Source organism: Aeromonas sp. s12 (genome assembly GCF_040907925.1).
GTDB classification, from domain to species: Bacteria; Pseudomonadota; Gammaproteobacteria; order Enterobacterales; family Aeromonadaceae; genus Aeromonas; species Aeromonas veronii.
This window is the reverse complement of record NZ_JBFOCT010000019.1, coordinates 1-22115: the sequence shown is the minus strand read 5'-3', so window position 1 is coordinate 22115 and position 22115 is coordinate 1. Positions and strand designations below refer to the sequence as shown.

At 58.3% G+C, this 22115-nt stretch carries 20 protein-coding genes; 14 read left to right on the top strand and 6 right to left on the bottom strand.

Features of this window, described 5'->3' with window-relative positions:
• Positions 1 to 82 precede the first annotated feature (82 nt).
• Positions 83 to 1561 (bottom strand): N-acetylglucosamine-specific PTS transporter subunit IIBC, encoded by a 1479-nt coding sequence (gene nagE / locus AB5Y67_RS09395; protein WP_181224397.1) that lies wholly within the window; start codon positions 1559 to 1561, stop codon positions 83 to 85.
• 273 nt (positions 1562 to 1834) lie between these two features.
• Between nagE and nagB the strand changes: the two genes are divergently transcribed.
• Genes nagB through AB5Y67_RS09380 form a run of 3 tightly spaced genes read left to right on the top strand, consistent with a single transcriptional unit; the run spans position 1835 to position 5009 of the window.
• Positions 1835 to 2635 carry a glucosamine-6-phosphate deaminase gene (gene nagB / locus AB5Y67_RS09390; RefSeq protein ID WP_005334308.1) on the top strand — a complete coding sequence of 267 codons (801 nt, stop codon included), beginning with the start codon at positions 1835 to 1837 and terminating at the stop codon, positions 2633 to 2635.
• A gap of 9 nt (positions 2636 to 2644) precedes the next feature.
• Positions 2645 to 3790 (top strand): N-acetylglucosamine-6-phosphate deacetylase, encoded by a 1146-nt coding sequence (nagA, locus tag AB5Y67_RS09385; protein ID WP_021231107.1) that lies wholly within the window; start codon positions 2645 to 2647, stop codon positions 3788 to 3790.
• A 4-nt stretch (positions 3791 to 3794) separates the two neighbouring features.
• Positions 3795 to 5009 (top strand): ROK family protein, encoded by a 1215-nt coding sequence (locus AB5Y67_RS09380; RefSeq protein ID WP_005334312.1) that lies wholly within the window; start codon positions 3795 to 3797, stop codon positions 5007 to 5009.
• Positions 5010 to 5080: 71 nt separating this feature from the next.
• Here AB5Y67_RS09380 and AB5Y67_RS09375 read toward each other — a convergent pair whose 3' ends face one another.
• Positions 5081 to 6697, bottom strand: coding sequence for a phosphoethanolamine transferase (locus tag AB5Y67_RS09375; protein WP_199428387.1), 1617 nt, complete (start codon positions 6695 to 6697; stop codon positions 5081 to 5083).
• Between the two features lie 230 nt (positions 6698 to 6927).
• On the opposite strand from AB5Y67_RS09375, the gene AB5Y67_RS09370 reads away from it, so the two are divergent.
• The 9 genes from AB5Y67_RS09370 to AB5Y67_RS09330 all read left to right on the top strand — a co-directional run bounded on the left by AB5Y67_RS09370 (position 6928) and on the right by AB5Y67_RS09330 (position 17869).
• Positions 6928 to 8163: an HD-GYP domain-containing protein gene (locus AB5Y67_RS09370; RefSeq protein ID WP_031227798.1), complete on the top strand. Its 1236-nt coding sequence runs from the start codon at positions 6928 to 6930 to the stop codon at positions 8161 to 8163.
• A gap of 353 nt (positions 8164 to 8516) precedes the next feature.
• Positions 8517 to 10187, top strand: a complete 1671-nt coding sequence (locus AB5Y67_RS09365; protein WP_199428386.1) for a sensor histidine kinase — start codon at positions 8517 to 8519, stop codon at positions 10185 to 10187.
• Positions 10184 to 10888 carry a two-component system response regulator BtsR gene (gene btsR / locus AB5Y67_RS09360; RefSeq protein ID WP_005350523.1) on the top strand — a complete coding sequence of 235 codons (705 nt, stop codon included), beginning with the start codon at positions 10184 to 10186 and terminating at the stop codon, positions 10886 to 10888. Before AB5Y67_RS09365 ends, btsR begins: the two co-directional genes overlap by 4 nt.
• Positions 10889 to 11028: 140 nt before the next feature.
• A complete protein-coding gene (locus tag AB5Y67_RS09355) occupies positions 11029 to 12450 on the top strand; it encodes a carbon starvation protein A (RefSeq protein ID WP_005350521.1) in 1422 nt (473 codons plus the stop codon).
• Between the two features lie 223 nt (positions 12451 to 12673).
• Positions 12674 to 13012 (top strand): DUF3302 domain-containing protein, encoded by a 339-nt coding sequence (locus AB5Y67_RS09350; protein ID WP_005337862.1) that lies wholly within the window; start codon positions 12674 to 12676, stop codon positions 13010 to 13012.
• Between the two features lie 3 nt (positions 13013 to 13015).
• Positions 13016 to 14053 (top strand): HlyD family secretion protein, encoded by a 1038-nt coding sequence (locus AB5Y67_RS09345; protein WP_019445440.1) that lies wholly within the window; start codon positions 13016 to 13018, stop codon positions 14051 to 14053.
• A gap of 112 nt (positions 14054 to 14165) precedes the next feature.
• Positions 14166 to 15926 carry a DEAD/DEAH box helicase gene (locus AB5Y67_RS09340; protein ID WP_058058114.1) on the top strand — a complete coding sequence of 587 codons (1761 nt, stop codon included), beginning with the start codon at positions 14166 to 14168 and terminating at the stop codon, positions 15924 to 15926.
• Positions 15927 to 16038: 112 nt separating this feature from the next.
• On the top strand, positions 16039 to 17478 hold the full coding sequence (gene dacB / locus AB5Y67_RS09335) for a D-alanyl-D-alanine carboxypeptidase/D-alanyl-D-alanine-endopeptidase (RefSeq protein ID WP_005350510.1): 1440 nt from the start codon (positions 16039 to 16041) through the stop codon (positions 17476 to 17478).
• Between the two features lie 94 nt (positions 17479 to 17572).
• Positions 17573 to 17869, top strand: coding sequence for a GrxA family glutaredoxin (locus AB5Y67_RS09330; protein WP_224970215.1), 297 nt, complete (start codon positions 17573 to 17575; stop codon positions 17867 to 17869).
• Between the two features lie 124 nt (positions 17870 to 17993).
• Here the strand turns inward: AB5Y67_RS09330 and AB5Y67_RS09325 are convergent, their stop codons facing one another.
• Positions 17994 to 18839, bottom strand: a complete 846-nt coding sequence (locus tag AB5Y67_RS09325) for an endonuclease/exonuclease/phosphatase family protein (protein WP_368207691.1) — start codon at positions 18837 to 18839, stop codon at positions 17994 to 17996.
• A 107-nt stretch (positions 18840 to 18946) separates the two neighbouring features.
• On the opposite strand from AB5Y67_RS09325, the gene AB5Y67_RS09320 reads away from it, so the two are divergent.
• Positions 18947 to 19171 (top strand): hypothetical protein, encoded by a 225-nt coding sequence (locus AB5Y67_RS09320; RefSeq protein WP_005344394.1) that lies wholly within the window; start codon positions 18947 to 18949, stop codon positions 19169 to 19171.
• On the opposite strand, the gene yciA is transcribed toward AB5Y67_RS09320, so the two are convergent.
• The 3 genes from yciA to AB5Y67_RS09305 all read right to left on the bottom strand — a co-directional run bounded on the left by yciA (position 19172) and on the right by AB5Y67_RS09305 (position 21058).
• A complete protein-coding gene (gene yciA / locus AB5Y67_RS09315; protein WP_005337875.1) occupies positions 19172 to 19576 on the bottom strand; it encodes an acyl-CoA thioester hydrolase YciA in 405 nt (134 codons plus the stop codon).
• Between the two features lie 59 nt (positions 19577 to 19635).
• The gene (locus AB5Y67_RS09310) at positions 19636 to 20454 is read right to left on the bottom strand and encodes an SDR family oxidoreductase (protein WP_325793713.1); all 819 of its coding nucleotides are present in this window, start codon (positions 20452 to 20454) and stop codon (positions 19636 to 19638) included.
• A 190-nt stretch (positions 20455 to 20644) separates the two neighbouring features.
• On the bottom strand, positions 20645 to 21058 hold the full coding sequence (locus AB5Y67_RS09305) for a hypothetical protein (RefSeq protein WP_368207690.1): 414 nt from the start codon (positions 21056 to 21058) through the stop codon (positions 20645 to 20647).
• Positions 21059 to 21136: 78 nt separating this feature from the next.
• On the opposite strand from AB5Y67_RS09305, the gene AB5Y67_RS09300 reads away from it, so the two are divergent.
• Positions 21137 to 22084, top strand: a complete 948-nt coding sequence (locus AB5Y67_RS09300) for an IS30-like element ISAs2 family transposase (protein WP_019706001.1) — start codon at positions 21137 to 21139, stop codon at positions 22082 to 22084.
• Positions 22085 to 22115: the final 31 nt, after the last annotated feature.

Genomic DNA, 22115 nt, shown 5'->3' with positions numbered 1-22115 from the left:
GGCTTTTTTATATGGGGCCCCTGAGCGGGGCCCTTAGTTATGTCAACAATGGACTTAGACTTGAGGTGAGCGAGTCGCTCGATTAACGCAGGGCTTTCATCTCACCGGCGATGATTTCGGCCAATGGGCCCAGAATCACCTGCAGGTTCTGCTCACCGAGTTTGACCACACCGGCCGCACCCAGGGCTTTCAGCTTGCGCTCATCGACGATGCTGCGGTCTTTCAGAGTCAGACGCAGACGGGTGATGCAGGCATCGATGGAGACCAGGTTATCTTGACCACCCAGCACTTCCAGGTATTGCTTGGCCAGCTCGGTACGGTTGGTAGATTGAGCGGCAGCCGGAGCAGTATCTTCGTCATCTTCACGACCCGGGGTTTTCAGGTTCAGCTTGGCAATCACTACGCGGAACACGGTGTAGTAGAGGCCGAAGAAGACCAGACCTTGAGGGATCAGCATGTACCAGTTGGTCGCCAGCGGGTTACGGCTGGAGAGCACCATATCCACCAGACCGGCACTGAAACCGAAACCGGCCATCCACTGCATGGAGGCAGCGATGAACACGGAGATACCGGTCAGTACGGCGTGGATGACATACAGTACCGGCGCCACGAACATGAAGGAGAACTCGAGCGGCTCGGTTACACCAGTGAAGAAGGAGGCAAAGGCAGCTGCGATCATGATGGAAGCAACTTTCTCTTTGTTCTCTTTCTTGGCGGAGTGGTAGATGGCCAGAGCGGCACCCGGCAGACCGAACATCATGATGGGGAAGAAGCCAGCCTGATACATACCGACCACGCCTTTCACCTGCTCCAGGCTCTTGCCAGCGGCCAGAGCGGCATCGATGGTAGCCTGACCACCCAGGAAGTTCGGGATGTCGTTGATACCGGCCACGTTGAACCAGAACACGGAGTTCAGGGCGTGATGCAAACCGATCGGGATCAGCAGACGGTTGAAGAAGGCGTAGATACCGGCACCGGTAGAGCCCAGGCTCACGATGGACTCACCGAAGGAGACCAGACCACCGTAGATTGCCGGCCATACGGCCATCAGGATGAAAGATACGACGATCATCACCACGGAGGTTACGATCGGTACCAGACGACGACCGGAGAAGAAGGAGAGTGCCTTGTGCAGCTCGACGCTGCTGAAGCGGTTGTACAGCTCAGCGGCGATAACACCACACAGGATACCCACGAACTGGTTGCTGATCTTGGCAAACGCGGCAGGAACCTGCTCCACCGGGATGCTCTTGATCTGGGCCACAGCACCCGGGCTCAGCAGGGTGGTAACGACCAGGAAGCCGACCAGACCTGCTAAGGCAGCAGAACCGTCTTTATCCTTGGACATACCGTAAGCGACACCGACTGCGAACAGTACGGACATGTTATCGATAATGGCTGCGCCCGCTTTAATCAGGAAGGCAGCCAGCGCACTGTCACCACCCCAACCATTCGGGTCAATCCAGTAGCCAACCCCCATCAGGATCGCTGCGGCAGGCAATACCGCTACCGGCACCATCAGGGCACGGCCGATCTTTTGCAAATAACCGAGAATGTTCACGGTTCCTCTCCTTAGTTAATGTTTTTCTAGAAATTAAGTGCTTATCACGTTTGACGCATAAGCCATCAAGGCTTGATTGGCAGTCTAGGGCTTTTATTTCGCTGCGCAAATTAATAAACCGATAATCGTGATCGTTATCACCCAAACAAGATAAAGGTGGTGGATAGATGTGGCTTAGTTCGCAATCTTTATTTACGCTATAAAACAACTTGAATCCGTCTTAGCCAATTGCCACCGCCAAACCGGTCGCAACCCGACACAGAGGTATCCCATATGCGCCTGATCCCGTTGAAATCTGCCAGCCAAGTAGGCCTGTGGTCTGCTCGTTACATCGTTGACCGCATCAACGCGTTCAAGCCGACCAGCGATCGCCCTTTCGTACTGGGCCTGCCCACCGGTGGCACCCCGCTCAACACTTACAAGCGCCTGATCGAGTTGCACAAAGCCGGTGAAGTGAGCTTCCAGAACGTGGTCACCTTCAACATGGACGAGTACGTCGGCCTGCCGGAAGATCACCCGGAGAGCTACCACAGCTTCATGCACAACAACTTCTTCAGTCACATCGACATTCGTCCCGAAAACATCAACATCCTCAACGGCAATGCCGAGGATCTGGTGGCCGAGTGCAAGCGCTACGAAGACAAGATCAAGTCCTACGGCAAGATCCACCTGTTCATGGGTGGCGTGGGTAACGACGGCCACATCGCATTCAACGAGCCGGCCTCTTCCCTCTCCTCCCGCACCCGGGTCAAGACCCTGACCGAAGACACCCGTATCGCCAACTCCCGCTTCTTCGGTGGCGACATGGAGCAGGTGCCCAAACTGGCCCTGACCGTGGGTGTCGGCACCCTGATGGATGCGGAAGAGATCATGATCCTGGTCACCGGTCACGGCAAGGCACTGGCCCTGCAGGCCGCCGTGGAAGGCAGCGTCAACCACATGTGGACCATCTCCACCCTGCAACTGCATCCGAAGGGAATGATGGTGTGCGACGAGCCCTCCACCATGGAGCTCAAGGTCAAGACCGTTCGCTACTTCCAGCAGCTGGAAGCCGCCAACATCGGCCGTCTGTAAGGAGTCGTCATGTACGCATTGACCAACTGCACCCTCTACACCGGCAGCTGCGTGCTGACCGGCTACGGGGTGCTTATCGAGGGCGACAAAATTGTCGCCATCTCTCACCTGGCCGAACTGCCTGCGGGCATCGAGCAGATTGACCTCAAAGGCGCCAACCTGACCGCCGGTTTTATCGACGTCCAGCTCAACGGCTGTGGCGGAGTGATGTTCAACACCGACATCACGGTCGAGACCCTGGCGACCATGCAGGCGGCCAACCTCAAATCCGGTACCACCAGCTTCCTGCCGACCCTGATCACCAGTCCGGATGCGGATATGAAGCAGGCCGTTGCGGTGACCCGTGACTACATGGCTGCACACCCCAACGAGGTGCTGGGCGTCCATCTGGAAGGGCCTTACACCAACCTCAAGCGCAAGGGGATCCACCCTGCTGCGCAAATTCGCCAGCCAGCGGACGAGATGATCGATTTCTTTTGCGCCAACGCGGATGCCATCACCAAAATCACCCTGGCTCCGGAGCGCAACGAGCCGGCCCATATCCGCCGTCTGGTGGAAGCGGGCATTCTGGTCTCGGCCGGTCACACTGCCGCCAGTTACGATCAGGCCATGGCTGGGTTCGATAACGGTATTCGCTTTGCGACCCACCTCTACAACGCCATGACCCCGACCCTCAACGGTCGCGAGCCGGGCGTCGTGGGCGCCATCTACGATCGCAAGGATGTCTATGCGGGCATCATCGTCGATGGCCACCATGTGCACTGGGCCAACGTGCGTCTGGCTCACAAGGCGCTGGGGGAGCGACTGGTGCTGGTCACCGATGCCACCGCGGCAGCCGGTGCACCGGAAGGCTTTGAGAAATTTGATTTTTGTGGCACCACCGTCTTTTTACGCGATGGTCAGTGTGTCGACGAGAATGGTACACTCGGCGGTTCCTCCCTCACCATGATTGAGGGGGTGGAAAATCTGGTCAAGCAGGTCGGATTACCGCTCGATGAAGCACTGAGAATGGCCAGCCTCTACCCCGCTCGCGCCATTGGATGGGACTCACGTCTCGGTAGTATCCAGGTCGGTAAAGTAGCCAACCTCACTGTCTTCGATCAGGACTTCACGGTCCGTGGGACCGTGGTTAACGGACACTACACACAACAGTGACATCATGACTGGCGGACAAATAGCAAACGTAGATCTTATCAAGCAGGTCAACAGTGCAGCCGTGTATCGGCTCATCGACCTGCAAGGCCCCATCTCCCGGGTCAAGATTGCCGAGTTGAGTCAGCTGGCCCCGGCCAGCGTGACCAAAATAACCCGGCAACTGATCGAGCATGGCCTGATCAAGGAGACCTCTCCGCAAGCCTCAACCGGCGGGCGGCGTGCCATCTCCCTGACCACCATCAAACATCGCTTTCAGTTTGTCTCTGCCAAGCTGGGCCGCGGCTACCTGCAACTGAGTCTCTATGACCTCGATGGCAAGGAGCTCGACCAGCACGTCATTCAGGTGACCGAGATCGACCAGCAACCCGTGGTCGACATGCTGCTGCGAGAGATTGGCGCCTTTATCGATGCCAACCGCGAACGTTGTCGCAACCTCATCAGCATCGCGCTGACCATGCCGGGTCTGGTCAACCCGGAATCCGGCATGGTCATCTACACCCCCAAGTACCAGATCCGCAATCTGGGACTGGCGAAGCTGCTTGAGAACCACTTCAACCTCCCCTGCTATGTGGGCAACGACACCCGCTCGCTGGCGTTGGCCGAACACTTCTTCGGCGAGTCCCGCGACTGCATGGACTCCATTCTGGTGAGCGTCCACCAGGGGACGGGCTCGGGGATCATCACCAAGGGTCAGGTGTTCCTCGGTCAGAACCGCAACGTCGGCGAGATCGGCCATATCCAGGTCGAGCCGCTCGGCAAGCGCTGCCACTGCGGCAACTTCGGCTGCCTCGAGACCATCGCCTCCAACGAAGCGATCATCGACAAGGTGAAGGAGCTCATCAGCCGCGGTCACCAGAGCGCACTGCAGGAGAAGCACATCACCATTCAGGAGGTGTGCAAGGCGGCACTGGCAGGTGATGAGCTGGCCCGCAGCGTGATCGAGAACGTGGGTGAGCATCTGGGACGGGCGGTGGCCATCACGGTCAACCTGTTCAACCCGCAGAAGGTGCTGATCGCCGGCGAAATCACCGCCGCCGAAGAGATCCTCTTCCCGGCCATCCGTCGCTGCGTCGAGCATCAATCCCTGCCGAGCTTCCACCGTGGCCTGCCCATCGTGAAAGCCCGCTTCCAGAACCAGCCGACCTATGGCGGCTTTGCACTGGTCAAGCGCGCCCTGCTGGAGGGGGATCTGCTGCAGATCATCATGGAGCAGAAGTAAGACACTGATCTTGCGAGATAACAAAACGGCAGCCAGTGGCTGCCGTTTTCTATTGTGTGCTTGCTGGCGGTTTAGCCCGCCCGACATGGCTTGAACAGATCCAGCTTGTTGTCGTAAACACTCGTCTGCACATCCATGACCCCCAGCATGGAGTGAAAGAGGTTGTCATGGGAGAAACGCTGACTGCTCGCCTCCGCTGCCAGGCAACCCATATCCAGCTGGCGATCGGCCTGTAACTGAGGCGAGAACCAGGTCAGCAGCGGCACCCGGGTCTGATCATCCGGCGCAAACTTGTAGGGCGTGCCGTGCAGATAGAGCCCCATGGCCCCAAGGGATTCGCCGTGATCGGAGAGATAGACCAGCCCCACATCGTACTGGCTCTCCAGCGACTTGAGCTTGTCGATCATTAACCCCACCACCTTGTCGGTGTAGCGGATGGTGTTGTCATAGGTGTTGACCAGCTCTTCGTTGCTGCAGTTTTCAATGTCGCTGCGCGGGCAGTCCGGCATAAAGGCGCGCTCGCTGGCAGGGTAACGACGAAAATAGGTCGGGCCATGGCTGCCCATCAGGTGAAAAGCCACCAGCTTGTTGCCCTTCATGCCGGCAATCTGCTGATCCAGCCCCTCCAGCAACACCTCGTCATAGCAAGACTCCCCCTGACAGAGCGCAGGATAGGACTTGGGGAGGATCTCGATGGTCGGCACATTGCGGCACACCCCTTTGCAGCCGCCATCATTCTCTTTCCACAATACCGAGACTCCGGCATGTTGCAGCACATCGAGCAGGCCGTCACGGGAGCTGGCAAGCTGGTCATCGTAGCCACGGCGCGTGAGGTTGGAGAACATGCAGGGCACCGAAACGGCTGTTGCTGTACCGCAGGAGCGCACATCTTTGAACGACACCACTCCCTGCTCTTTTGCCGTAAAGCTGTTGGTCGCCTTGCCATACCCGTTAAGGGAGTAGTTCTGGCTGCGCGCCGTCTCCCCCACCACCAGGAACATCAAAGTCGGCTTGCTTCCCCGTGCCACCACCCTGGCATCGGTCCCCAGATGCTGGTAGGGGATCGGCGTGGCAAACAGCACATCCCGCCCATATTTGTAGAGGCCGTGCACATAGTTGGCAGGCACAATCTCTTTGGCAAGCGACTTGTTGTTGCGCCCGACCGAGGCGTAATCCTGATAGTAAAGTGACGCGACGCCCCCGATAAACAGCAGAGAGATAGCCAGTGCACCTGCCCGCCACGCCAACCCCTGATACCAGCGAGCCGGATAGCGGATCCGCAGCGACCAGAGCACCAGAACAGGCAGCAGCCCGGTCAGCAGAAACCAGAGCGCAACCGAGCCATTCAAATAGGCCCCCGCCTCACCACTGTTGGTCTCCACTATGTTCTGGATCATGCCTGCATCAAAGATCACGCCGTATTTGAGCATGGCGTAGCTGACGATGGAGCCAGTCAGAATGAGCACGGTAAAAAAGGGCTTGAGCACAAACCGGAACGTGAAGGGAATAAACACGGCATTGAGCGCCGCGATCAGCACCAGCGGAATCGAGATGGCAAATCCGGCTTTGACATGGGTCAGGGCGCTGAGCACCGTATAGAAATGCAAAAAGATTGGCCAATTCAGTACCAGGGCGAAAAAGAGTACCAGCAACAGATTGGTCTGCAGTACACCGAGAGTTACACGCATAAACAACTCCTACATACCGGCCTGCAGTGCAGCGGGCCGGCCAAGCCAACAAAAACGACGGGGCCAGCGTAGGAAGTAAAACTTAAGCGCGAATTAAGAGGAGAAGCACGGCGCTCGTGCGCCCCATCACAGCACGGGGTGCTCCGCAGCCCCGAAATGGATTTTTAGTTGTCTATCCATCGGATTTTGCTAGCTTGTTGAGTAGGCATTCACGAAATGCAGGTTAACCGATGGCACTGATCCAAGCCTCGATAGAGCAATTGAGAGTAGGCCACTATATCCATCTTCCCACTGGATGGACCAACCACCCGTTTATGTTCAATACCTTCAAGATCAAGGATCAGCAGCAACTCGACATTCTCCGTCATCTTGATCTCACCCTGCTGATGGTCGACCCCGACAAGAGCGATCTGCCCATAGAGCCGCTGCTGCGCGGCGATATCCCGGATGCCGGGCCTGATCTTGATGAGCTGGAAGAGCTGATTGCCTCGGGCCCGCCCCCCTTTGACGAAAAGGCCTTTCGCCGCTCCATGCGCGCCGCCGACAAAGCCTTTGGCCAATCCATGAGCGAGCTGCGCGATGCACTCGGGGCGCTGAACCTCAAACCGGATGAAGGGCTGGCCAACACCGCCCAGATCGTCCGTAATGCCGCCTTCACCCTCAGTCAGCATGAAGGGCCTCTCGGGCTCCACCTTATTCGCAGCCCCCACACAGATATCCTGCTGCAACACAGCCTCAATGTGGCTTTCATTGCCATGCTGATGGCACGCGAATTGGGGATGAATCCTATAGAACTGGAAGAGACGGGACTTGCGGGACTTATCCACGATATCGGTGAACTGAAGATCCCTAGCCAGATCACCCAAAAACGCGGGGATCTCAGCAAGGCCGAGCAGAACTTCCTCAATATGCATCCCCAGTACGGGCTGGAGATGCTGACCCAGCTCAACGCCTTTGAACCGAAAATCCGTCAGGTCGCCCATCTGCACCACGAACGGCTCGACGGCAGCGGGTATCCGCTCGGGATCAAGGGCGGGGAGATCCCGCCGCTGGCGCGGTTGATCGGGCTGGTCGACTTCTACGACGAGCTGCTCCATCCCCGCAACAGCGGCAACCCGGCCGCGCCGAGTCAGGCCATCAGCCAGCTCTACAAGTTATCCCAGAAAAAGTTCGACCAGAATCTGGTCAAGTTGCTGGTCAAGGTGCTGGGGGTCTATCCGCCGGGATCACTGGTGAAACTCTCGGACGAGAGCATCGCGCTGGTGCTCTCTACCGAACCCACCATGCCCCTCAAGCCGAAGATCCTGCCCTATATCAAGGCCCAGCGGCCTGAAGCCGTCGCCATGATCGATCTGCGGGAAGATGAACGCACCATCACCGCCTTTATCAAACAGGAAGAGCTCGATGAGGGACAACGGCAGTTCTTCAACCTGACCCGCCGCTTCTGCTACTACTTTGCATTCTGAGTTATCCCCAGAAGCTGGGGATAACTCATTGGACAAACCGGAATAATTGCTCAAACCCCCATCAGAAGGTTGCCAACTGACCATGTATAAAAAACGCCCAGCCAAGGGGCCGGGCGGAGCATGCCACCTCCGTGTGGCGTATCCAGCGGATACATTCATGCTCCATCCATCAATATCAACCCGCTGCCGCTTACACAAATATCAATTTAACATGCTGATTTAATATGGTTTTATCCACTTGTTCTGGCAAACTGACGGCCCGTTGCGCCCAGTTGGGCCAACAGAACAAGATCCTGATCACACTTATTCACGGGCTGGCTATTTTTTCAGCTGGCTTATGAGGAGCGTTTTTTATGCAGTTGGTCCTCTCCTTGCTGCAACAGATGAGCGTCAGCCTAGTGATCGCCTATCTCTTCTCGAAAAGCCCGCTGCTGCGCCCGCTTGCCAACTATTCAGTGAGACTACCTCACAAGATACTGATATACATCATCTTTTCTAGCTTTTGTATCCTCGGCACCTATGTGGGCCTCGATATCGACGATGCCATCGCCAACACCCGGGCAGTCGGCGCCGTCTTGGGGGGATTATTGGGGGGACCGCTGGTGGGCTTTCTGGTGGGGCTGACCGGCGGTCTGCACCGCTATACGCTGGGGGGATTTACCGATCTCGCCTGCGCCATCTCCACCACCTGCGAGGGGTTGCTCGGGGGCATAGTGCACTGGCGACTGATGCGCTCGGGGCGAACGGATGCCCTGTTTGAACCACGCATCGCCTTCTTTACCACCCTCTATGCCGAGATCATGCAGATGGTGATCATCCTGCTGGTGGCGACCCCGTTCGACAAATCCCTGCTGCTGGTGCGCACCATCGCCACCCCGATGATTCTGGCCAACTCCTGCGGCGCGGCGCTCTTTATCAGCATGATCCGCGACCAGCAGCGGATGTATGAGAAGTTCTCCCGGGTCTTCTCCGCCAAGGCGCTCAATATCGCCAACCGCACAGTGGGGATCATGAGTCAGGGCTTTACCCCGGAGGCGAGCAACAAGATTGCCCGCATCATTCAGGAGGAGACCGGCGTGGGGGCTGTCGCCATCACGGACACCGAGCAGATCCTCGCCTTTATCGGCACCGGCGAAGATCACCACCTACCGGGTACCCCCATCGCGTCAACCATCACCATGCAGGCCATCGCCCAGAACAAGGTGCTGTTTGCCGATGGCAACAGTCAGCCCTATCGCTGCAGCCTCTCCCCCGCATGCCAGCTGGGTTCGGTGCTGGTGATCCCGCTGCAGGGGGACAAAGGAGTGATCGGCACCATCAAGCTCTACGAGCCGAAGAAGCGGCTGTTTCTCAAGATCAACCACACCCTGGGGGAAGGGATTGCCAACCTGCTGTCACAGCAGTTGCTGGCCGGTCGGCTGGAGCAGCATCAGCGGCTGCTGGTGCAGTCCGAGTTGAAACTTATCCAGGCCCAGATCAATCCCCACTTTCTGTTCAACACCCTCAACACCATCAGTGCCATCACCCGGCGTGATCCGGACAAGGCGCGAGATCTTCTGCTGCATCTTTCGCTGTTCTTTCGCAAGAACCTCAAACGCCAGAGCGGCCTTGCGACCCTGCAAGAGGAGCAGGAGCACTGCCAATCCTATCTGGAGATTGAGCTGGCCCGTTTTGGCGATCGGCTGACGGTGATAAACGAGATCCCGCCCCATCTGGCCACACTTCACCTGCCCAGCTTCACCCTGCAACCGCTGATCGAAAATGCCATCAAGCACGGCATCTCGACTCTGCTGGAGCAGGGGCGCATTCGCCTCTGGACCGATGAGCATCCCACCAGCGTCACCATCCATGTGGAAGATAATGCAGGCACTTGGCAAGCGCACCCCGCGGGCGACGGCCTGGGCATGACCATTGTCGATCGGCGACTGAAAAGCGCCTTTGGCGAGCGCTATGGCGTGACTATTGCCTGCGAGCCTGAGCAGTGGACCCGGGTCTCGTTCACCATCCCCAAGGAGCAACCATGATCCGCACCCTGATTGTCGATGACGAACACTATGCCCGCGAAGAGCTGAGGCAGCAGCTGGCCTGCGATCCCGCCATCGAGATCGTGGGGGAAGCGGCCAACGCCATTGAGGCGCTGCCGCTTATTCAGCGCCTCAAGCCTGACGTGGTGTTCCTCGATATCCAGATGCCCAAGCTGAGCGGCATGGAGCTGGTCGCCATGCTCGACCCCCTGCCCCGCATCGTCTTTGTCACCGCCTTTGACGAATATGCCATTCAGGCATTTGAAGAGAACGCCTTCGACTACCTGCTCAAGCCGGTGGAGCCCGCCCGGCTCGCCAAGACCCTCGCTCGCCTCAAGCAGGATATCTCCCCGCAGCCCATCGAGCGGCTGGCCCCCACCATAGAACATATTCCGGGCTATCTGCACAATCGGGTCAGGCTGCTGCCCATCGCGCAGGTGGAATATGCCTTCTCCGATCTGGGCGGGGTCCATGTGGCCTGCCAGGGCGAGCTGTTCCACACCCAGCTCACCCTCAAATCCCTGGAGGAGAAGAGCCCGCTGCTGCGCTGCCACCGCCAGTATCTGGTCTCCCCCAACGCCATCTTCGAGATCCGGCTGCTGGATAACCAGCTGGCAGAGATTGTCACCCCGAGCGGCGCCCGGGTGCCGGTCAGTCGTCGCTATCTCAAGGAGCTCAAAGATCAGCTGGGGCTGGACTGAGCCGCGGAGTGTGCGCCTGATCACAGCCGCCGACCGTTCGGCGCGCCAAAGCGCCGCTCGGGGAGTTTCACCTGCCAGTCAGGCGCAACCGTTTTAGACTCGCTCTGCACACTAAAAAATAACAATGCAGGAGCGTAGCAATGATCTGGTTCTTCCTCTGTGTCGGCTTACTTGTGGCCGGCTACTTCATATACGGCAAATTCATCGAACGGATATTCAGCCCGAAACCCGAGCTGAAAACCCCCGCCATCACCATGGCTGACGGGGTGGACTATGTCCCGATGTCGGACAAGAAAGTCTATCTGGTTCAACTGCTCAACATCGCAGGTGTCGGCCCCATCTTCGGCCCGATCCTGGGTGCCCTCTACGGCCCGGTCGCCATGCTCTGGATCGTCTTTGGCTGCATCTTCGCCGGTGCGGTACATGACTACTTCTCCGGCATGCTGTCGGTGCGCGCCAAGGGTGCCTCGGTGCCAACCGTGGTCGGTGAGCATCTGGGCACCGCCGCCAAGCACTTCATGAACCTCTTTGCCGTGGTGCTCCTGATGCTGGTGGGCGTGGTATTCGTGCTGAGCCCGGCAGGGCTGCTCGCCAACCTAACCTCCACCGATCTGGTCTACTGGATCGTGGCAATCTTTGCCTACTACATCCTCGCGACCATAGTCCCCATCGACAAGATCATCGGTCGCTTCTATCCCATCTTCGGCGCCCTGCTGGTCTTCATGTCGGTCGGCCTCATCGTTGGCCTGATCGCCTCCGGCAAAGGCTTCTACAACACCGGGATGGACTTCTCCAACCTGCACCCGACCGAACTGCCGCTCTGGCCGCTGCTCTTCATCACCATCGCCTGTGGCGCGGTATCCGGCTTCCACGCCACCCAGTCACCGCTGATGGCGCGCTGCATGCAGAACGAAAAATCCGGCCGCTTCATCTTCTACGGTGCAATGATCGGTGAAGGGATCATCGCCCTTATCTGGTGCACCCTGGGTCTCTCCTTCTACGACAGCACCGAAGCGCTCAACGCTACCATGGCCAACGGCGGCCCGGCAGCCGTGGTACACGAAGTCTCCACCAGCCTGCTCGGCACCGTGGGCGGCATTCTGGCCATCCTCGGCGTGGTGATCCTGCCCATCACCTCTGGTGACACCGCATTTCGCAGTGCACGCCTGATCGTGGCGGACTTCCTGAAGATGACCCAGAAGCCGCTGGCCAAGCGTCTGCTGATCGCCATCCCCATGTTTATCCTTGGCTTCATCATCTCCAAGGCTGAATTCGGGGTGATCTGGCGCTACTTCGGCTGGGCCAACCAGACCACCGCCGTCATCATGCTGTGGGCCGCTGCTGCCTACCTCATCAAAGAGGGCAAGCTGCACTGGATCTGCACCATTCCAGCCATGTTCATGACCGCTGTGGTGATCACCTATCTGGCCAACGCCCCCATCGGGTTCGGGCTGGAGATGGGGACCTCCACCATCATCGGCCTGACTGCAACGGCGGCCATTACCGTGGCCTTCCTGATGAAGTTCCGCCAGCCGCTGGTCAGCAGTACCAGCGAAGGGTAAAAACAGCAAAAAATGCAGCGAAAGCAGCACAAAAAAGGCGCCTGATGGCGCCTTTTTTAATGACAAAAAGACTAATAATGCAACTGTTGAACGGCTTCAGCTTCAATACAGCGAATAGCTTTAAGATTCCGGGCGAACTGACGATAAATGTGTGATTCTTAATTGCTTTCGTGCTTGTTGGAACCAATGATTAAGCTGTGCGTCATGCCAGTGGAGGTTATAAATGGCCCTTGATTATTTTGCACTTGGTCTGCTCGTCTTTGTCGGGCTGGTCATTTTTTATGGAGTCATCGTTATCCACGATATTCCTTACGAGATTGCCAAACATCGGAATCACCCTCATCAGGATGCCATTCACGTGGCAGGTTGGGTCAGCCTGTTTACCCTGCATGTGCTGTGGCCCTTCCTCTGGATCTGGGCAACCATCTATCGCCCCGATCGCGGCTGGGGCTTTAGCCAGCGGCTGCAAAAAGATGAAGAGGAGCTGGCGGCCCTCAAGCAGGAGTTGGCGGATCTGAAGAGCCGTATCAACACTATCGAACAGAGTGAGCAACAGGGATAAACCATGGACCTGCTACTGATCCTGACCTACACGGCGCTGTGTGTCGCCATATTCAAAATTTTCCGCATCCCGCTCAACAAGTGGACTGTTCCGACTGCCGCGCTGGGTGGTGTGGTGCTCATCGGCACCCTCATCATGCTGATGAACTACAACCACCCCTACTCCGAGATGGCGCGCAACTACTACCTCTCCACCCCTATCGTACCGCTGGTCAAGGGCCGGGTAGTCGAGGTGCCGGTGCAAGCCAACCAGCCGGTGAAGAAGGGCGATGTGCTGTTTCGCCTCGATGACGAGCCTTTCAGACTGAAAGTGGAGAGCCTGAGCGCCCGGCTTGATGCCAACAAGGATCAACTCAAGTCCATTGACGCCAGACTACGCTCCGCCAAACTGGACAGAGATCGCGCCAGTGACCTGATGCGCCGCGGCGTCGGCAAGCAGCGTGACCTCGACGTGACTCAAGCGAGCGTAGATGAGATCGCCGCCCAGATGGATCAGCAACGCGCCACGCTGGAAGATCTGCAGGCCCAGCTCGATGAAGCCAAATACCAGCTGGCCCAGACCGTGGTCTATGCCCCGAGCGATGGCCATGTGGTGCAGCTTGCCCTGCGTCCAGGCATGATCGCCACCCCGTTTATGTACCGTCCGGTGATGACCTTCATCCATAAAGATGAGACTGCCTATGTTGGCTGGTTCTGGCAGAACAGCATGCAGCGTCTGGCGGTGGGTGACGAGGCCGAAGTGGTGATTGACGGTATCCCCGGCAAGATCTTCAAGGGCAAGGTAACCGCCGTGATCCCGGCCATTGCCGCCGGTAACGTGCAGGCCAACGCTATGCTGCTGGATCAGACCAGCGCCATTCGTCCGGGCCGCATGCCGGTGCTCATCTCCATCACCGACCCCGAGTGGGCCAAGTATCAGGTGATTGCCGGTGCCAGCGGCCAGGCCGCTGTCTATACCGAGTATTTCCACCATGTTTCTGTAATGCGCAAAGTGCTGCTGCGCATGGCAAGCTGGATGAACTACCTCTTCCCCTTCCACTAAGCACACAATCTATTCAACGGGCCGGCATCATGCCGGCCCGCTGTTTTTGTGGCGGCAAGCACCCTATAATGGCGCCACCCTGCGCCGTACCATGCCAAAACGCCACGCCCTCATGTTCGTTCTCAGACCCTATCAGACCGACGCCGTCAACGCCGTGATCAACCACTTTCGCAAACACCCGGATCCCGCCGTGGTTGTGCTGCCCACCGGGGCTGGCAAGAGTCTGGTGATCGCCGAGCTGGCCCGCAAGGCACGCGGTCGGGTGCTGGTGCTGGCCCACGTCAAGGAGCTGGTAGAGCAGAACCACGCCAAGTACGAAGCATGGGGACTCAAGGCCGACATCTTCGCCGCTGGGCTCGCTCGCAAGGAGGCGAGCGCCCAGGTGGTGTTTGGCTCGGTGCAGTCGGTGGCGCGCAATCTGGCTGCCTTCGACGGGGCGTTTTCGCTGCTCATCATCGACGAGTGCCATCGGGTCTCGCTGGATGACGACAGCCAGTACCATCAGGTGTTAGGCCACCTCAAGGCCGCCAATCCGGCCCTCAAGATCCTCGGTCTCACCGCCACCCCCTATCGGCTCGGGCTGGGCTGGATCTACCGGCGCCACTACCACGGCATGGTCAAAAGCCACGGCGAGCGGCTGTTTGGCGACTGCGTGTTCGAGCTGCCACTGCGCTTTATGGTCAAAAACGGCTACCTGACGCCGCCGCGCATGGTGGATGCCCCCATCGTTCACTACGACTTCAGCAAGCTGGTGGCGCGGGAGAATGGCCTCTTCAGCGAGGCGGATCTCAACGGCGAGCTCAAGCGGCAGGAGCGTGTTACACCCCATATCCTGAGTCAGGTGCTGGAGTATGCAGCCGACCGGCAGGGGGTGATGATCTTTGCCGCCACCGTCGAGCATGCCCGTGAAATTCACGGCCTGCTTGGCGCCAGAGGCCAGCAGGCAGCCCTTATTACCGGCGAAACGCCGGGGCCGGAGCGCGATGCCCTCATCAACGCCTTCAAGGCGCGCGAGCTCAAGTTTCTGGTCAACGTGGCGGTGCTCACCACCGGCTTCGACGCCCCCCACGTCGATCTTATCGTGATGCTGCGCCCCACCGAGTCGGTCTCGCTCTATCAGCAGATCGTCGGGCGGGGCCTGCGCCTCTCGCCGGGCAAGGAGGATTGTCTGGTGCTCGACTATGCGGGCAACAACTTCAACCTGTTTGCCCCCGAAGTGGGGGAGCCTCGCCCCCACGCCGGTACCGAACCGGTACAGGTGCCCTGCCCCGCCTGCGGTTTTGCCAACACCTTCTGGGGCAAGACCGACGAGGATGGCAAGGTGATCGAGCACTACGGTCGCCGCTGTCAGGGGCTGTTCGAAGATGATGAGGGCAACCGCGAGGAGTGCGACTACCGCTTTCGCGCCAAGATCTGCCCCGGCTGCGGTGCGGAGAACGACATCGCCGCCCGCCGCTGCCAGAGCTGCGATCAGCTGCTGGTCGACCCTGACGACAAGCTCAAAGAGGCGCTCAATCTCAAGGATTGCATGGTGATCCGCTGTGCGGGGCTAACCCTCACAGCCGGGCGCGGCAAACAGGGGGAGCGGCTGGAGGTGACCTACCACGATGAGGATGGGCTGACCCTCAGTGAATACTTCGGATTTCACTCCCCGGGCGCACGGCGCTTGTTTCAACAGCACTTTGTGCGTCATCATTGGCCCGCCCCGGGGCTGGAGCCCGAATTTGCCACCCTGGCGAGCGTGCTGGCCGCGCAAAGCCAGTTCCGTCATCCGGATTTTGTCATCGCCCGCAAATCGGGTCGCTTCTGGCAGATAAAAGAGAAAATTTTTGATTATGAGGGTCGCTATCGTACCGCCAACTCGATGACATGATGGCGACCGGCATACATGGCATGAATTGCGTTATCCCGTCGATCCCGCATCGGCTGGTTGAATTATCAGGGTCGGCACCACTGCCGGGCCCTTCGTCACGTTAGAGGATGTTATGCAGCGGCTGTTGATTGGTTTTTGTGCTCTCTTTTCTTCTCTGGCGGCTCACGCCGCCCCGCTGACTCCCCCTCAGGGTGGCCAGTACGCCATCATGGTGCAGGGCAATAACGGCGTCGAGTTCGCCCGCCATGCGGATCAGATGATCGCCCCCGCCTCCACCATGAAGGTGCTCACCGCGCTGGCAGCCCGCCTCGAGCTGGGTGCCGATTTCCGCTTCGCCACTGACATTCAGGCCCAACCCGGTGCCAAACAGGGTGACACCATCAACGGCGATATCTGGATCAACTTCGTCGGCGACCCCACCCTCTCCCGCATGGATCTGCTGGCCCTGTTCAAGCAACTCGGCGTCACCAGCATCAAGGGCAATGTCTACGTCAACACCGGCGCCTACAACGGCTACGAGCGCGGCAACGGCTGGTCGTGGGGGGATCAGACCCTCTGCTTCGCCGCGCCCGTCTCCTCGGTCATCATCGACAAGAACTGCGCCTACGGCACCATCACTGCCACCCAGATTGGCAAACCGGCGGTGGGCAACGTGGCCACCGGCGTCCCCATCGGCATCGGTGCCGACAACGTGGAGGTGATGAGCTATGGCGACATGGCACGCCAGTTCTGCGCGCTGGAAGTGGACATGGCCAAGGGCAACTTCTACGAGCTCAAGGGCTGCATTACTCCGAACAAGGAGCCGCAGGGACTGCGTTTCGCCATTCACGACGTGGAAGCCTGGGGCTGGGACAACATCCGCTGGGCGATGAACCGGGCCGGTATCAAGCATGATGGCCTGCTGCGGGTCACCCACAAGGCCCCGGAAGGGGCAGAGACCCTCGGCACCCACTACTCGGTCTCCCTGCCGGTAATGCTCGCCAAGATGCTGAAGAAATCGGACAACCTCTACGCCGACACCTTCCTCAAAACCGTGGGCCGTCACTACTACAACAAGCCGGGCAGCTATCGCAGCGGCACCATGGCGGTGCGCGCCATTCTGACCAAGAACGGGATCGATCTGGGCAATGCCACCCTGGCTGACGGCTCCGGTCTCTCCGCTCACAATCTCATCAGCGCCCGTCAGATGATGTCGGTGCTGAACTTCATACAGAAAAATGATGCCGAACTTGGCCTGATCAAGCTGCTGCCAAGCTCGCAGGTGGATGGCACCCTGGCGTGGCGGCGCAGCGTCACCGCCCCCATGATGAAGAACAAGGTGCACGCCAAGACCGGTACCATCACCGGCACCTCCAATCTGGTGGGCTTTATCGACACGGCAGGCGGCCAGCGCAAGGCGTTCGTGATGTTCCAGCGCGGCCTGTCGCAAGATCCGGCCACCCATGAGCGCTACCGTGCCAGCAAGGCGCCGTGGCCCTGGACTGTATTCGAAAAGGGGGTGCTGGAGAGCATCTATCAGCAGCAGCCTATCCAGATCGCCGATGAGAGCTGAGCCAATAGGCCCACTCGAATCAGGGTATCGATAATTTCGGCTTCAAGTCGCCACGAGGCAGGGCTATGCTGTTGCCTGCCTCATATCAACGGCCATACAAAAACGGCTTAAAAAACGGAGAGAAAATATGTTTGCAGTGATTTTTGGTCGCCCGGGTTGCCCCTACTGTGTCCGTGCCGTACAGATCGCCGAGCAGCTGACCGAACAGCGCGATGACTTCAAATTTCGCTACGTGGATATCCATGCCGAAGGGATCACCAAAGAAGATCTGGCCAAGAGCGCCGGCAAGCCGGTCAATACCGTGCCGCAGATCTTCCTGGATGAGCAGCACATCGGTGGCTGCACCGATTTCGAAGCCTACGCCAAAGCGAATCTGGGTCTCTACCAGTAATGCCTGCGGGTCATCCCGAGCGGGTTGACCGCCAGAGCATATAAAAAATCCGGCGCCATCAGGCGCCGGATTTTTTTATTAGCGGAACTCGCACCATATCTTGTCAGGAAGTCACAGACTGGGGTCAGGGAGTCACAGACTGGGCGGCAAAGCGCGCAATGATGGGGTTGTGATCGGAGCTGTCGGTGGCCGGTGAACTCACCTCAACCAGGTCCAGATTGCGGTAGTAGAGGTGATCCAGCGGGCGATCGAAGGCGGTTCGGCGCAAGTCAGGCACCGGCACGGCCTCTTGCAGGCCCAGCTCGTCCACCAATTTGCTTAACCAGAACTGACGCTTGTCACTCCAGGTGTTGAAATCACCGGCCAGGATCACCGGCCCCTGATGGCGGCGCACCAAGGCAGTCAAATCGTTGAGCTGCTCGCGGAAGGTGGCCATCCCAAGCTCGAAATTGACCGCATGGATATTGATGACCATGACGCCATCAGGATCGCCCTGCAGCGGATAGAGGCTCACCAGCCCGGATTTGGGGATACGCAGCAATGGCTCGGGGGAGCGCACGCCACAGACGAACGCCTGCGGGGTCTTGGCCACCGTCATCACCCCGAACGACACGCCGCCCTGGGTGAAAGCTTGCAGCTGTTGCCACTGGAAATCACCGGCCCGCAGCCAGTCGAGCATATCGGGACGGGTGGCCGACTCTTGCAACAGCACCAGATCCTGCCCCTTGGCATAACTGTCCATCCCTTCGCGCCAGTTTTTGCGCTGGCCCTTGTAGAGATTCCACACCGTGACCCCGAATTCACGAGGCAGCGCCGTGGTCGCCAACGCTACCAGCGGCGGACGCTGGCAGTCGAGTCCCGGCACAATCCCTTGAGCTGTGACCAGATGGTTCTGATCCGGCACCTCAAAACAGCCTACCAACCCCAGGGTCAGCAGGGAGGTGCCAAGAATGCGATAACTATTTTTCATTGGCTAACAACCGCCCGCCTTTGCTTTTTGTTGCGACCATCACAAACGTCATCCACGCCGACTAAGCTGATAGTCCCTGTTCCACCCAACCAGAAGGACCTTGTCTCATGGCGAAAGAACTTCGGTACAACGTGACGTTTTATGATCAACAAGGAAATTGTCATCAAGTGGAGCTGTCCACCGTCTATCAGATAAGACGGGACCCTCAATGCGATCTCTGCCTGTTTGACACCCTGCAATATGTGGGCTCGGAAGAGATGCTGGAACGCATGATACGGCAAAAAACCGGGCTTGAGCAGGAAATATCCATCATCAATGCCCGGCTGATTTAATCAGGCACTCACCGGAACCGGGCGGGATTTGCCCTGTTCGTCGATGGCGACATAGGTGAAGATCCCCTCGGTCACGCAGTAACGCTGGGCATCGTTTTCCCGCAGTACCGGCTTGACCCACACCTCCAGCTTGAGCTTCATGGAGCTGCGGCCAATCTTCATGCAGCGGCCGTAGCAGCAGACCACATCACCCACCTTGACCGGACTGTGAAACGTCATGCCTTCGACGGATACGGTACAAATACGTCCTTTTGCCAGCTCCTTGGCCATAATGCCCCCACCTATATCCATCTGGGACATGATCCAGCCACCAAAGATGTCGCCATTGGGGTTGGTATCGGCTGGCATTGCCAGGGTTCTCAGCAACAACTCCCCATCGGGGTGACGTTTTGTATCTACCATCATTACCGCCTCTCTCTCATGGATGGCGGCATGATAGGGGGCGATCACCCCCTTGGCAAACCTCAATTGCCCGAGGCGGCGAGCACGGCAAACCAGTGGGCCGGATCGGGCCAGCGATAGTTGAATCCCATCTGCTGGCAAATCAGCTGGCCGTCGATGGGCTGAAATTCACCGGCAGGCTCGATAAAGACCGGCACAGGCAACCCCTGCTGGCGCGCCGCAAAGGGGTAGAACTGCTCGCGGCGCGGATGCACAGGCGCGCTCAGATTGAAGACATCCCCATCCTTGCCCCGCTCCAGCAGCAACATGCAAGCCGCCACCACATCGTCCAGATGGACCAGATTGACCGACTGGGCGCCGCCATCCAGCGTCTTGCCCGCGAGGAAACGACCGGGATGGCGATCAGGGCCATAAAGGCCGGAGGGGCGCACTATCATCACCGTCTCGAAACCGGCCGCCAGCACCGCCTGCTCCGCCGCCAGCATCCGCTCGCCACGGGCATGGCGGGGTTGGGGTTCTTCCCCCTCCTGTTGTCCTGCGCCCCACACCGAGGTGGCGCTGACAAACAGCACCCGCCGCGTGCCGTGCGCTTTGGCCAACGCGCAGGCCTTTGCCACCGCCTGAGGATAATCATCGGTCTTGCTGGGCGGTACGCAGATCACCAGACTGTCGCAGGGGATGGGCCACGCATCCGACATATGGGCAGAAATCGTCAGCGGGTGGGCGTTGATCCCCTCCCCCTGCAAACGGGCCGCTTTTTCGGCGCTGCTGACCGTCACCGCCACCTGCTTGCCTGCCGCCTGCAGGGCTTGCGCCAACGGCAGCCCGAGCCAACCCGCCCCCAGAATACCGATCGTCCCGGCGAAATATTGCTCTGTCATCGTCCCTTCTCCTGCTTGACACTATTTTCCCCGCAGCTTACCTGCCTTGGTAAGAAAGGGAAGCTTTAGCCTGCAGATGGATAAAATCAGCTCACTACGAATGCTCTCAGTATCAAAGTTTTAATATACAATGCCTCTCACAAAATAACGTATGCTAAATGCACAAACACTTGATACCTCCATTGTTAATTTATTTTTGAAAAGCCACTTTAAAACCATCTCTGAAGCCACAACTCTCAAGGCATACATAATTAGTGAAAATCTTTGAATAACCATAACGGTCTAACATTTCCGCTATACTTTCAGCTGTGTAGTCAGCATTCCCCATGTGATTGGGCGTCTTATTCCATTCATGTCCAATAAAACCATTCCTCTCAAAAAATGCAAACTTCTTCTGATTATCTGAATAATAGATTAATACAAAGCGAACATTTTCATTGTACAAGTGCCCATCAAGAGAAATTGTTGATTTAGTCGCAATGCGATATTCGCTACGACTTATACCTGTAATCCGCTCATCGACACACTTTACTTTTTTGTTACCGATGTCGGCATAAAAATCAATTTTTCCGAATAGCGGGAATTCAGATAATAAGTGCGACACTCATGGATGAATGGCGAGAGGTGGCCAACTGCTGATTGGTGGTACCCTTCTGCTCGCCAAAGTAAAAGCAGTATCACCATGAGCTATCAGCAGTTGACCGAGGGGCAACGATACCAGTTATCGGTGCTTCGCGCACAGGGGATGTCCATCCTTGCCACCGCACGCGCCATTGGCGTTCATCGCTCCACCCTCTACCGGGAGCTGCGTCGTAACGCCGGGCCGCAGGGCTACCAGCCAGACAATGCGCATCAGCACGCCACCCACCGACGGGCCAGTGCGGCCAAATCTCGGCTATCTGCCGATGTCATCCAGTTTGTCGAGCTGACACTCGCCTGGTGGTGGAGCCCGGAGCAGATAAGCGCGGTGGGCAAGCAGATAGGCCTCATGGTGAGTCACGAGTGGATATACCGCCATGTGGCCGCCGACAAAGCCCGGGGTGGCCAGTTGTACCGCCATCTGCGCCAGGGCCACAAGCGCTACCGCAAGGGGGCGAGCAGCCTGCGTTCTCCCATCAAGGAAGCCCGCTCTATTGATGAACGGCCGGCTATCGTCGATAGCCGGGAGCGGCTCGGTGATTGGGAGGCGGACACGGTGCTGGGCAAGCAAGGCACAGGTGCACTGGTCACCCTGGTGGAGCGCAAGAGCCGGCTCTATCTGGTCAAGCGGGTCGCGAGCAAACAGGCTGGGGTGGTGCGGGATGCGATAATCGAGATGTTAACTCCCTACATCGAGCAGGTGCATACCATCACCTTTGACAACGGCGGCGAGTTTGCCGAACACAAGGCGATAGAGGAAGCGCTGGGTGCCGAGACTTACTTTGCGCACCCTTACTCTTCGTGGGAGCGCGGTCTGAACGAGAACAGCAATGGGCTGTTGAGGCAGTTTATCCCAAAGGGAACAGACCTGAGAGAGGTCACGGACGAGGATGTCAGGAGAGCGGAGCAGTGGCTCAACCTACGACCTCGGAAATGTCTCGGATTCAGGCAGCCTGTCAAGGTATTCGAAGAGTACCGTCAGGCGGCATAGGCGAGTGTCGCACTTCGAAGTTGAATTCGCG